The sequence below is a fragment of the Streptomyces sp. NPDC044061 genome, from assembly GCF_056434305.1.
The window spans coordinates 40,154-52,589 of sequence record NZ_JBWKFL010000010.1 but is presented as its reverse complement, the minus strand read 5'-3'; the positions used below and the strand labels follow the sequence as shown (position 1 = coordinate 52,589).

Below are 12,436 nucleotides of genomic sequence, written 5' to 3'. Positions count from 1 at the left end.
GGGAGCCTCGTTGCGGCTCGGACTCAGCCGGTGACGCGCTCGTTCTCCAGCACACCTTCCCTCCCCCCCCCCCCCCCCCCCACCCCCCCCCCCCCCACCCCCCCACCCCCCCCCCCCCCCCCCCCCCCCCCCCCCGGGGCCGCCGGCGAGCCGTTGCCCCAGGGTGACGAGCCGGTGGTCCCGGCGACCGGTCCGACCGCGCCGGGGGACGGCCGGACCGGGGTCGCCGGGAACGGAACGCCGGCGGAGGGTGCCGCCGGCGACGAGGCCCCTGCTGGTGGCTCCGGGACGTCGGCGGGGGCCGGCGTCCCGGAATCCGGCGGGACGGCCGCCGTGACGGCCGCCGCCGGGCAGGTCACCGGCGACGCCTCCGCCGTGGCGGGGCGTCCTGACGGCACCGACGGGGCTCACACCGGCAGCGGACCCGAACCCGGACGCCCCGCCGTGGAGTCGGGCGCCGTCAGCCCCGCCGAGGCCGCTTCCGCCGGGTCGGGCGCCGTCGGCCCCGGAGAGGCCGCCTCCGCCGAACCGCCCCGCACGCTGCCCACGGACGCCCCGCGCATCGGGCACCTCCAGCCCCTGCCGCTCCCGCGTCTGTCCTCCGTGGAGACCTCGCTCCCCGGGGTGCGGGCCGACGCGGGAGTGCTGCGGGACCGCTGGCTCGGCGCGGCCAGCCTCGCCGGGCAGTCCCACCTGAACAGCGGCACGACCGCCCAGGACGCCTATCAGTTCACGGTCTCGGACGACGGCTCCCTCCTGGTGGCCGTGGTCTGCGACGGCCTCGGCTCCCGGGCCCTCACCTCGCAGTTGGGCGCCACCCTGCTGACCGCCCTGCTGTGCCGCGCGGCACGCCCGATCACCGCGGACCACCTGGCGGCCGACCCGCACGCGGCGCTGGGAGGCCTCCTCGACGACGCCTGCGCCCGGCTGCTGCACCTGCGCGAGGCTGCCCTGCCCGGCTTGGCCGAGCGCGACCTGTCGTGCACGGCCGCCCTCGTCCTGGTGCCGGCCGACGGCACCGGCTGGGCCGTACGGGTCGGGGACTGCGCGGTGCTGACGCTGACGGACGGGGCGTGGGACACCGTCTTCGACCGGGAGGAGGGCCCGCTCAACCGGGTCACCGCGGCGCTGCCGCGCTCCGGGCCCGCGGACGCCGCGGAGTACGCGCCGCTGCCCGAGAGCCGGAACAGCTGCCTGGTCATCGCCTCGGACGGCTTCGCCGAGGACGTCTTCGGCTCACCGGCGGTACGCGCCTGGCTCGCGGCTCGGTGGTCGAGGCCCTGCGACGCGACGGCGATGGCCGACTCCCTGCGCTACCGCCGTGCGGGCTCGCACGACGACCGCACCGCCCTGGTGCTCTGGCCGCCGCGCCCCGAGGAGGTGTAGCCGATGCGCGAGGTCGTCAGCCGACTGGGGCGCTCGTACAAGGTGGAGCCGGATCCGCTCAACAAGGACGGCGGCCAGGCCCTGCTGTACCGGTGCACGGACGAGAACGGTCGGGCGCACGCCTACAAGGAGTACCGCAAGCCGCTGCCCGCGGGGCCCGACGTCGGCCGGCTGCACCAACTGGCCCTGGTGGGGCAGGAGACCCTGCGCCGCGCCGAGGGTCACGGCAGGCGTGGCGGAGGGCTCGCGACCACCGCGGAGTCCTCCATCAACTGGCCCGTCGACGTGATCCACGGCCGGGGCGGCACGGTCACGGGGGTGATCCTGCCGCTCATACCCGACTCCTTCATGTTCCGCGGCGCCGACGGATCCCTCCGGGCGCGCACCCTGGACTTCCTGTGCCTCGCCCGCTCCGCCCCGCCGCCCCCGTCGGCCCAGGTCCGGCTGGGTGTGCTGATCCGCACGTGCGACATCTTCGCGGAACTCGAGCAGCGCAGGCTCAGTCACGGCGACCTCGCCTGGAAGAACCTTGTCTGGCGGGAGCACGACACCCACGCCTACCTCATCGACTGCGACGGTCTGATGCCGTGGGAGCCCGCGCCGGTGCGCGGGGTCGCCACGGCCGAGTGGACGGACCCTCGCCGCTCCCGGGACAGGATCCCGGCGCACGACCGGTACAGCGACCGGTTCGCCCTGGCGCTGGCGCTCTACCGCGGGCTGTTCCTCAACCCTGGCGGCCCCCGGTGGACCGGCGGCGGTCCGGGCGCCACCTGGGTGCGGGCGTCCGGCTTCCCGAAGGGCCTGGACGGAAGGCTTCGCGGGCTGTTCGACCGCGCGTTCCACGACCCGTACGCCACGACCGGCCGGCCCACGGCGGCCGAGTGGCGGGACACCCTGCGGGAGGTCTTCCTGACCCAGGGCCGTCGTCCGGGCTACCGCGCCGACCCGGTGCGCATCCTGGACGCGTACACCGACGACCGACGCCGGGAGGTGCCCCGGCCGGGCGGCCCCGTGCCGTCGCCCCGGCGACCCACCCAGCCGGCTCCGAACCCGAGACCTCCCTTCCCCGCCCAGCCACAGCCGCAGCAGCGGCCACACCTTCCGGCGCCCCGGCCCACACCACCATCGCCTCCACCGCCCCCACCACCGCCTCCGCCGCCCAACAGGCGTCGCAGACCCGTTGTGTGGGGGCTGACGGCAGCGGCGCTGCTGGCCACGGGCACGGGCGGCCTCCTCTTCCACCTGCACCACCGCGACAACGGCGGGGCCGCCGACATCCGCTCGACGCGGGACGGCATCACCTGCCCGGCGTCGGTGGCCGCGCGCATCCCCCACGGTTCCGGAGCGGTGCTGCTGCACGACTACACCACGTCCCTGCACCACATCGTCCTGTGCCGGACCAGCACCGGGAAGACCTACTACGACGGCTCCTGGCTGCGTCCCGGCAAGAAGCACGGCAAGGACGAGATGACCGTGCCCGCCACGGCCACCGCGGACGGCTACCGCGCCCGGCACGGCGACTACCGGTACGTCATCCGGGACGGCTGGGTCTTCGTCAACAGCCCCAAGGGGGCGCAGCAGAAGTACCGCCTGCACGAGGCGGGTTGAGCCAGGTCACGGCTGCCGGGCGGCCAGCGCGTCGAGGACGGCGCGGGCACTGAACGGGTTGCGGGTCACCAGGTGCACCGACCAGTCGGGGTCCGCCGCGAGCGCCGCTTCCAGCGCTCCCAGGATGGTCTCCGCGCTGGTGCGCGCGTCGAGCCCGCCGCGGCCCGCTCCCAGCAACGGCAGGGCGACGGAGCGCAGCGGCGCTCCGCCGGTGCGGCGCTCGGCGCCCGCCAGCTCGAAGACCCGCCGGACCGCTTCGGCCACGGCCTCCGGCGCCGTCTCGTAGCCGTCGCCCGTCGCGGACGGGACGGCGACCGCCGCGTGGAAGATCCAGCGCACCCCGCGGGCCACCAGGGCCCCCGGCTTCGTGACGGCTATCGTGCCCGCCGCCACCGGCGGGCCCGGGGCACCGGTCCGCTCACCCCAGGTGCCGAGCTGACGGGCTATCACGTCGTCGACGATCCGCCCGCCCGCGTCCTTCACCGCACCGGCCCTGCGCAGGCTGCCGGAGACGGTGCGCCGGAAGGTCTTCGACATCTCGAAGTAGACGTTCTCCGAGGAGACCAGGACGTCGACGCCTTCGAGGAGTTCGATGGGTGCGACGTGCAGGGTGATGGCCGCCGTGCCGTGCGGGAAGGCCGTCCTCACCACGTGCCGTCCGGCCCGGACCGGGACCGCCGGCCCGCTCGCGGCAGCGGCGGTACGGGCGGCCCGGACACACCGACTCCCGTCCTCCACCGGGGCACGGTCCTCCAGAACGGCCCGCGCCACCTGACGGATCAGCAGTCTCTCGGGGTCCTTGCGGAAGTGCTCCACGCTCAGCCCGAGCAGCGTGGCGGCGTGCTCCCGGCGCGCCTTGCCCGGCAGTTCCAGGGTTCCGGGCAACAGACCGAAGGTGGCCAGTGCGGCCGTGCGGTGTTTCTCGGAGTCCAGGCTGAGCGCGGCGCGGCGCAGGGCGTCCTCGATCGAGGCGGCGTCCACCGTGCCGGCATCCGGCACCGGGACCTCCGCGTCGGAGGCACCGGCCGACCGCGCCACGAGCACCTCGCGCAACGCCGTCAACTCGGCCCGGTGGAGCCGCGTCAGGCCCAGTTCGCGGATTCTGCGCAGTTCCTCGTACACCGCTTCCAACACCGTCCGGCGCTCCGCCGGCGCCTCCCCCACGGTCATGGCTCAAGGATGGCCGTCGGCCCCGGGCCGGGCAACCGACTCCGCCGAACCGGTGGCGACCGGGCGCCGGCCCGCACTAGTTCTTGCGGGCCATCCCGACTGCGGCGTGCCGCGGTCCGCCGGGCAGTCCTTCGTCTGCGGCATGCCGGGGGACGGTACGCGCGCCGAGCCGATCTGAGGTGTCGTCAGGGCGCCAGGTCGCGGGCGAGGGCGGTGAGCACGAGCTGGGTCTTCATCTCGCCGGTTCGCGGCAGGTCGACGTCGCGGTTGCGCAGGGCCTGTGCGAGCAGCTTCTCGGTCCTGGTCGCGTCGGCGATGTCCGCATGCACCGAGACCTCGAGGAAGTGCAGGTCCTTGACGGTCCACTCCTCGATGGCCACGGAGTGGGGCAGAGTGTCCCAGTCCTGCTTCCACCTGACGGCGCGCACCGGGCCGAGCGCCCTCAGACCCTTGAGGTCACCCTTCTCCAATTCGACCGCATCCCGCAACAGGTGGCGCTGCGGCTTGGTGAGGATCTCGTCCAGCGCCCCGCGCTCAGGCCTGATCGCCGACTCGACAAGCTCCTCATCGACCTTCCGGTCGGCCTGCAGGGACGCGGACAGCATGGGCTTGAAGGCGGGACCGGTCCGGTCCTCCTCGATCTTGAACTCCCAGTCCTCGCCCTCATCCTTGAGGTTCTTCTGCCACTCGGGCGGCAGCGGCGGGCACGGCCGCAACTTGACGGTCATGTCCATTTCACGCTCAACCCCGTGGTCCTCGTCGTCCATGCGCAGACGGAAGATGACCCCGAGCTCAAGGAAGGGCAGCGAGATGCCGTCGACGCCCTTCCTCGGACTGTCCCAGAAGTGAATAGTGCGACGGCGACCCCCGTCACCCCGGAGCGCGAGCGCAGCGATCGCCTCTTGGGCGTCGTCGCCGGAAAAGCTGATCTTGATTTCGGCGGTCGCGGCCGTCAGCGTCTCTGCCATGGTGCCTTTATCGCATAGTGTAATTATGCGTGCACTCTGAGTACACGCCCGGGAGGTCGGGGTCACGCTCCGAACCACACGCCGAGCGGGGCGCCCGCGCCGCTCCGTCACCGCAGCGGACACCTTCCTGCACCCGGTCTTTCCCTCGGTGCGACCACCCGTGGCCGTACCGTTCCCACCGATTCGGAGGACGAGTCATGCCGTTGAAGAGATACGGTGTGCTGGCAGCCCGCGCCGTCGACCGGCGCCGGGAGGGATCCAGTGACACCCCGCACTACCAGATCCACCTCACCGACGACGCCGGCACCCATTACCGGGCCGCGGTCAACGTCGAGTCCCAGCAGGCCCCCTCGGAGCTGCTCTACCTGGCCGACGACGACTTCCGCCACCCCGTGACGGAGCTGCTTCCCCCGGCCGGCAGCGGATGGACCGCCCTGCCGTCGCAGCCGGGCACCGCCGCCCTGGACTTCATCCGGGGCAACCTCTTCGACCCCGCCTCGATGCGGTCCCTCCCGCCCGACCTCGTGGGCGCCGACAATGACCTGGCCGATCTGCTCGACCACTACGTGCAGCGGGCCATCGCCGATCCCACCACCGCCCTCTACGCCTTCGGACAACAATGGGGGCCCGAGACGGGCGCCGCCGACAAGGTGTTCGGGTTCCAGCCCGGCAACGGCGTCCACGACATCCACATGAACCAGGGCAACAGCGGGCGCTTCCGCTCCGACAACGGAGTCCGGCAGGACGGAGCCCTGCTTTTGCACCTGCCCGCCGAAGACCGCTGGGTCGCCGTCTTTCTGGCCTTCCAGTCCCAGGCCTGGCACACCGACAACACCACCGGGCACCCCATCGGCACCGCACCGCACCGCCCCGGCGACCACGAGGAACCGGTACGGATCATGGCCGCACTGGTCAATCCCGTCGGCCCCGCGCCCGAGGCCGAGACCATCACCCTGCTCAACGCCTCCCCCGCCCCGGTCGAACTCGAGGGATGGCACCTTGCCGACCAGAACCGGCAGACCCTCCCTCTCCCCACCGGCCCACTCCCGCCCGGCACCACCCTCACCGTCCCGGCCGAGAACGGGTTCCGCCTCGGCGACCAAGGCGGCACCATCACCCTCCTCAACCCCGACGGCCTCAAGGTCCACGGCGTCTCCTACACCGCGCAACAAGCCCGACGCGAGGGCCGGACCATCACCTTCTGACACGCCATCACTCCGCAGCAGCCACAACCGGTACGCCCCGCCGCCTGATTCCGGCGGGGCGCGGCCCTTCGTGCGCCGACCTCGGCCGGACCACCTTCGACCGCTGCCCTGACCACTGTCTCCAGCATCCTCGGCGACGGAGGCCGACGGTGGGCGGCCCAGCGGGCGGCCGCGTGGTGTGCCCCAGCCTTGAGGGGCCCGCTGCGGTCCGTACTCGCCCACCGCCGCCCACGGCGGCGTCGCCTTCGGTTGACTGGGTCAAGGTGCGCTTCGGCGCAGTCAAGCGCGCTGGTCCCCAATTGGTCCCCACGAATGACCGAGAGGCCGTGTCAGATTTCTCCGACACGGCCTCTGGCCTGCGACTTCACAAGTCGGGACGACAGGATTTGAACCTGCGACCCCTTGACCCCCAGTCAAGTGCGCTACCAAGCTGCGCCACGTCCCGATGCGCTTACCCGCGGTGACCCGCGTGATCGCGCGAACAGCACTTTACCCCACGGGCGGGGGTGCGCCGAAGAGGACCCGGGGCCGGGTGGGGACAATCGGTCGTATGACGAACGCAGGCGCAGCGGCGGGACGGGCGGCGGGCGGCCGGGACCGGGACGTGGACGGGCGGGCGCGCAGCGCCCGGCCGCGGGACGGGCTGGGGCGCCCGCTGCCGTACGGGGCCGAAGGGGTCGCGCGGCAGCCGGAAGGGGTCGTGCGGACCGCGCGGGAGACGGTCGCGGAGGCGCAGGCGCTGCTGGACGCGGGGAAGCCCTTCCACGCCCACGAGGTGTTCGAGGACGCCTGGAAGTCGGGGCCCGCCGACGAGCGCGCGCTGTGGCGGGGACTGGCCCAGCTGGCGGTGGGGCTCACCCACGCGGCCCGCGGGAACGCCACCGGTGGGGCCCGGCTGCTGCGGCGCGGCGGGGGCGCGATCGAGGAGTGGGCGGCCGCGAGCGGGGAGGACCGGCCGTACGGTATGAGTCCCGCCGGGCTCGCCGGGTGGGCGCGGGAGCTGGCCGGGCGGGTGGAGCGGGGGGCGGGGCCCGTCGACGCGCGGACCGAGGCGCCTCGGCTCGCGCCCTGAGCGGCTCCGGGCAGGTGGAGGCGGTGCGCTCACTGTCAGTGGCATGCGGCAGACTCGGGGTGTGCGAAAGATTCATGTCATCGGTATCGGCGCGGGCGACCCCGACCAGCTGACCCTGCAGGCGGTCAAGGCGCTGCGGAGCTCGGACGTGTTCTTCCTGCTGGACAAGGGCGAGGTGAAGAGCGACCTGACCCAGCTGCGCCGGGACATCCTGGACGCACATCTGGCCGAGGGGTCGTACCGGGTGGTGGCGGCCCGCGATCCGGAGCGGGACCGTGCGGCGGGCGGTGCCGCGTACTCGCCGGCCGTGGAGGACTGGCGCAGTGCGCGTGCCGGGATCTACGAGCGGCTGATGGCCGAGGAGCTGGGCGAGGACGGCACCGGGGCCTTCCTGGTGTGGGGGGACCCGTCGCTGTACGACAGCACGCTGGGGATCCTGGAGGAGGTGCTGGAGCGGGGCGCGGTGGCGTTCGAGTACGACGTCGTGCCGGGCATCAGCAGCGTCTCCTCGCTGGTGGCCCGGCACCGCACGGGGCTGAACCGGGTGGCCGGGCCGGTGCAGATCACCACCGGGCGGCGGCTGGCGGAGGGCTTCCCGGAGGGGGTGGACGACGTCGTCGTGATGCTGGACGCGCACCAGGCCTTCCGGAAGTACGCCGGGGAGGACATCGACATCTACTGGGGCGCGTACATAGGCACCCCGGACGAGATCCTCGTCTCCGGTCCGCTCACCGAGGCCGGCCCGCGCATCGAGCGGCTGCGGGCGGAGGCCCGGGAACGCAAGGGGTGGATCATGGACACGTATCTGCTGCGCAGGCATCCGGGTTCCGGGGAGGACTGACCGGAAGGCGGGCCAGGGGCCGCGGGCGAGTGTTCGGGCCGGGGCTCGGTGGTCAGGGACCGACGAGGCCCAGTCGGTCGAGCACGGAGGCCACGTCCGGCACCGCCGTCACGCCGTCCGGCAGCGGGGGCCGGCGTACGACGACCACGGGCAGGCCGAGTTCCCGTGCGGCCGTCAGCTTCGCGGCCGTCGCCTCGCCGCCGCTGTCCTTCGTCACCAGGACCTCGACGCGGTGGGCGAGGAGCAGCTCGGTCTCCTCGGCGAGGGTGAACGGACCGCGTGCCAGGACCACTTCGGTGTGCGGCGGCAGAGGGGGCTCGGGCGGCTCCACCGAGCGGACGACGAAGTACAGGTCCGTCAGACCGGCGAAGGCCGCGAGGCCGAGGCGGCCGGTGCTGAGGAACACCCGGCGGCCCAGGCGGGGCAGGGCGTCGGCGGCGGCGGCCAGGGACCCGGCGTCGTGCCAGCGATCGCCGGGACCCGGACGCCAGCCGGGACGGCGCAGCACGACCGCGGGGACCCCGGTGGCCGAGGCCGCGCGCGCCGCGTTCGCCGTGATCGTCTCGGCGAAGGGGTGGGTGGCGTCGACAAGGGCGTCCACGCGGTGCGCGCGCAGCCAGTCGGCGAGGCCCTCCGCTCCGCCGAAGCCACCGATCCGTACCTCGCCCGCCAGCGGCCCCGGGCGGCCGACCCGGCCCGCCAGGGAGGTGGTGACCCGGACGCCGGGACGGGCGGCGAGGTCGGCGGCGAGCCGGCGGGCCTCGGTGGTGCCGCCGAGGATCAGGACGTGCGGGGACATGGGAGTGAGCGTACGAGGTCGTACGGGCCGATCGGCCGCCCGGGTCGCTAGGGTCCAGCCATGGAATCCGTGCGTGCCGTCCTGATCGACATCGACGGTGTCCTCACCGTCTCCTGGAGGCCGCTGCCCGGCACGGTGGAGGCGCTGCGGAGGATCCGCGCGGCCGGGCTCGGCGTGGCTCTGGTGACCAACACGACGTCCCGCACGCGGGCGTCGATCGCCGAGACCCTCGCGGGGGCCGGTTTCGAGGTGAGCGCGCAGGACGTGCTGACCGCGCCCGCCGTCACCGCGGTCCACCTCGCCGAGCACTTTCCGGGTGCCCGCTGCGCCCTCCTCAACAGCGGGGACGTCGGCGCGGACCTCGGCGCGGTCACGCTGGTCGAGGACGGTCCGGATGTGGTCGTTCTCGGCGGTGCCGGGCCCGAGTTCGACTACGCGGCGCTCAACCGGGCCTTCGGGCACCTGCAGCGGGGTGCGCGGCTGGTCGCCATGCACCGCAACCTGTACTGGCGGACCGACGCCGGGCTGCAACTGGACTCGGGCGCCTTCCTGCTCGGGCTGGAGCGGGCCGCGGGGGTCGAGGCGGAGGTCACGGGCAAGCCGTCCCGGGCCTTCTTCGAGGCCGCGCTGGCCCTGCTGGGAGTGGGCGCGGACCAGGCACTGATGGTGGGCGACGACATCGAGTCCGACGTACTGGCGGCCCAGCGGGCGGGAATCACGGGGGTTCTGGTCAGGACGGGCAAGTACCGGCCGGAGACACACGAGGGCGCGAGTGGCACTCCGGACCATGTCCTGGACTCCTTCGCGGATCTTCCGGCGCTGCTGGGCCTAGCGCAGTAGCAGCTGGACGCCGCCCACGATCGTCGCGGCGATCACCAGTTGCTCGAACAACCGCTGGTTGATCCTGTTCACAGCCCATTTGCCGAAGAACGCACCGGGCACGACGAACACCAGCAGCGCGGCGTCGAGGAGCAGCGAGCGGCCGTCGATCAGGCCGAGTCCGGCGCTGAAGGGCACCTTGGACACGTTGACGATGAGGAAGAAGAAGGCCGACGTGCCGAGGAAGCCGAGCTTGCGGAAGCCCGCCGAGAGGAGATACATCGACATCACCGGACCGCCCGCGTTCGCGACCATCGTCGTGAACCCGCCGAGGACGCCGTACGAGCGGGCCTTCGTCCGGCCCGCCCGGGTGGTCACCGCGTCCGGCGCGTCCTGCGCCGCGGCCCGGCGCCGCCGCCACAGGGTGACACCGGCCATCAGCAGCAGGATGGCGCCGATGGAGACGCGGACGACCCCGTCGTCGGCCCACACCAGGAACAGCGTGCCGACGACCACGCCGGCCGCCACCGCCGGGAACAGCCGCCACAGCGTGGGCCAGTGGGCGTGCCGCCGGTAGGTGAGGACGGCGAGGACGTCGCCCGCGATCAGGACCGGCAGCAGCACACCGGTGGAGGCGCGGGCGGGCAGGACCGCCGCGAAGATCGCGAGGCTGACCGTGTTGGCCCCGCTGACGGCGGTCTTGGAGAAGCCGACGAGCAGCGCCGCGAAGGCCAGGGCGGCGAACTCCCAGCCGGATATGTGCCAGAGCGTCATCGTGTTCATGCGAGGTCCGATGCTATGCGCACGCATCCGGTGCCGCGCGGACCGTCTCGCAGGCCGGTCCTGACGACCTCCGTACCGGACCCGCCTCAACTGCCGGTGTACCGCGCCCGCAGCTCCCGCTTCAGCACCTTCATGCTCGGCCCGAGCGGCAGTGCGTCCGCGAACTCCACGCGTCGCGGGTACTTGTGCCGGCCCAGGTGCTCCTTGGACCACTCGGTGACGGCGGCGGCGTCCGGGGCGGTGCCCTGGGCCGGTACCACGACGGCGCACACCTCCTCGCCGTGCAGCTCGTCGGGCAGGCCGATGACGGCGGCCTGGGCGATCTCCGGATGCCGCATCAGGACCTCCTCGACCTCGCGCGGGTACACGTTGTAGCCGCCGCGGATGATGACGTCCTTCTTGCGGTCGACGATCCTGAGGAAGCCCTCCTCGTCCTTGGTGCCGAGGTCACCGGTGCGGAACCAGCCGTCGACGACGGCCTCGGCGGTGGCCTCGGGGCGGCCGAGGTAGCCGGAGAAGACGTTGTGGCCGCGGATGACGACCTCGCCCAGCTCGCCCGGCGGCAGCAGTTCGATGCGGCTCTCCACCTCGGCGCGGGCGATCTCCACGTCGATGCCCCACAGCGGGTGGCCGATGGTGCCGGCCCTGGTGCCGAAGACGGGCTGGTTGACGGTGGCGGTCGGCGAGGTCTCCGACAGCCCGTACCCCTCGTAGACCTTCGCCCCGAAAGCGGCCTCGAACCGCTCCAGTACGGCCACCGGCAGCGAGGCCCCGCCGGAGACGCAGACGCGCAGTTCGGGCAGCGCGCCGGCGTCCGCGGCGGCCGCGGCGAGGGCGACGAACATGGTCGGCACGCCGTGGAAGGTGTTCACGCCCTCGCGCACCATCAGCTCGATGGCGCGGGCGGCGTCGAAGCGGGGCAGCAGGACGAGGGTGGCGCCCGCCCGCCAGGTGGAGTTGAGCGACACGGTCTGGCCGAATGCGTGGAAGAGCGGCAGCGCGCCGAGCGCGATGTCGTCGGCGCGGATGTCGTTGGCGTCGAAGGCGTTGACGGTCGCGTTCATCACCAGGTTGAAGTGGCTGAGCACGGCGCCCTTCGGGACGCCGGTCGTCCCGCTGGTGTAGAAGATCACCGCCGGGTCGTCGGCGGCCCGGGTGACGTAGGAGGTCAGTGGCTCGGCGCCGGCCGCGAGCTTCTCGAACTCCTCACCCAGGATGTGGACCTCAACGCCGGTGGCCTCGGCGGCGGCCCGTCCGGTCGCCGCCTGTGCCGGATGGACCAGCAGCAGCGTGGCACCGCTGTCCCTCAGGACGTGCTCGACCTCCCCGGCCGACAGCAGCAGGTGCACGGGTACGACGACCCCCCCGGCCGCGGCGACGGCGTAGTAGGCGACCGGGAACTCGGCGGTGTTGGGGGCCATGAGGGCGACCCGGTCGCCCGGCCGCACGCCGAGGCCGGTGAGCGCGCCCGCCTGGGCCAGCGCCTTGCGCCACACGTCCGCGAAGGTGAGCCGCAGGTCCCCCTCGACGAGGGCGGTCTTGCCGGGACGCCGCCTGGCGTTCTCGGCGAGGATGGCGACGACGGACAGGGTTGCCATGGAGTGCTGCTCCGTTCCTTGCTGCGGCTGTGGTTCCGAATCCCCTTGCCGGGGAGCCCCCGCGGGAAGCGCCAGGTCGTGGGGGGGAAGGACCCCGGGTGGGGGGGGGGGGGGGCTTGGGGAAGGGGTGACCGGTCCCTTCCCCCCACACGCCCTCCCGTCTCCCCACCCCCCCCCCAGCTGTCGA

General features: G+C 73.4%; 11 protein-coding genes and 1 tRNA gene. 6 read left to right on the top strand and 6 right to left on the bottom strand.

All coding sequences use genetic code 11. The annotated features are described in order from the left end of the window. Positions 1-174: 174 nt before the first annotated feature. Both AC07CM_RS17875 and AC07CM_RS17870 read left to right on the top strand, forming a co-directional pair. A complete protein-coding gene (locus tag AC07CM_RS17875; protein WP_478877335.1) occupies positions 175-1,386 on the top strand; it encodes a protein phosphatase 2C domain-containing protein in 1,212 nt (403 codons plus the stop codon). Positions 1,387-1,389: 3 nt separating this feature from the next. Continuing rightward, positions 1,390-2,994, top strand: a complete 1,605-nt coding sequence (locus tag AC07CM_RS17870; protein WP_478877334.1) for a hypothetical protein — start codon at positions 1,390-1,392, stop codon at positions 2,992-2,994. 6 nt (positions 2,995-3,000) lie between these two features. Here the strand turns inward: AC07CM_RS17870 and AC07CM_RS17865 are convergent, their stop codons facing one another. Next, the gene (locus AC07CM_RS17865) at positions 3,001-4,164 is read right to left on the bottom strand and encodes a macro domain-containing protein (protein ID WP_478877333.1); all 1,164 of its coding nucleotides are present in this window, start codon (positions 4,162-4,164) and stop codon (positions 3,001-3,003) included. 185 nt (positions 4,165-4,349) lie between these two features. Beyond that, positions 4,350-5,132 (bottom strand): hypothetical protein, encoded by a 783-nt coding sequence (locus AC07CM_RS17860; RefSeq protein WP_478877332.1) that lies wholly within the window; start codon positions 5,130-5,132, stop codon positions 4,350-4,352. 197 nt (positions 5,133-5,329) lie between these two features. Between AC07CM_RS17860 and AC07CM_RS17855 the strand changes: the two genes are divergently transcribed. Then, positions 5,330-6,337: a DUF2278 family protein gene (locus AC07CM_RS17855; protein WP_478877331.1), complete on the top strand. Its 1,008-nt coding sequence runs from the start codon at positions 5,330-5,332 to the stop codon at positions 6,335-6,337. A 371-nt stretch (positions 6,338-6,708) separates the two neighbouring features. On the opposite strand, the gene AC07CM_RS17850 is transcribed toward AC07CM_RS17855, so the two are convergent. Further along, positions 6,709-6,782, bottom strand: a tRNA-Pro gene (locus tag AC07CM_RS17850). Positions 6,783-6,887: 105 nt separating this feature from the next. Here AC07CM_RS17850 and AC07CM_RS17845 point away from each other — a divergent pair. Then, on the top strand, positions 6,888-7,409 hold the full coding sequence (locus AC07CM_RS17845; protein WP_478877330.1) for a DUF309 domain-containing protein: 522 nt from the start codon (positions 6,888-6,890) through the stop codon (positions 7,407-7,409). Between the two features lie 61 nt (positions 7,410-7,470). Then, positions 7,471-8,250 (top strand): precorrin-6A synthase (deacetylating), encoded by a 780-nt coding sequence (gene cobF, locus AC07CM_RS17840; protein WP_478877329.1) that lies wholly within the window; start codon positions 7,471-7,473, stop codon positions 8,248-8,250. Positions 8,251-8,302: 52 nt separating this feature from the next. Here the strand turns inward: cobF and AC07CM_RS17835 are convergent, their stop codons facing one another. Then, positions 8,303-9,049, bottom strand: coding sequence for a cobalt-precorrin-6A reductase (locus tag AC07CM_RS17835; RefSeq protein ID WP_478877328.1), 747 nt, complete (start codon positions 9,047-9,049; stop codon positions 8,303-8,305). Between the two features lie 60 nt (positions 9,050-9,109). Here AC07CM_RS17835 and AC07CM_RS17830 point away from each other — a divergent pair, with 60 nt between their 5' ends. Next, positions 9,110-9,889, top strand: coding sequence for a TIGR01458 family HAD-type hydrolase (locus tag AC07CM_RS17830; RefSeq protein ID WP_478877327.1), 780 nt, complete (start codon positions 9,110-9,112; stop codon positions 9,887-9,889). Here AC07CM_RS17830 and AC07CM_RS17825 read toward each other — a convergent pair. Then, a complete protein-coding gene (locus AC07CM_RS17825) occupies positions 9,878-10,651 on the bottom strand; it encodes a sulfite exporter TauE/SafE family protein (protein WP_478877326.1) in 774 nt (257 codons plus the stop codon). The two genes, AC07CM_RS17830 and AC07CM_RS17825, sit on opposite strands and share 12 nt — an antisense overlap. 86 nt (positions 10,652-10,737) lie before the next feature. Next, complete coding sequence (locus AC07CM_RS17820; protein WP_478877325.1) at positions 10,738-12,249, bottom strand: long-chain-fatty-acid--CoA ligase; 1,512 nt, start codon at positions 12,247-12,249, stop codon at positions 10,738-10,740. Between the last annotated feature and the right edge of the window lie 187 nt (positions 12,250-12,436).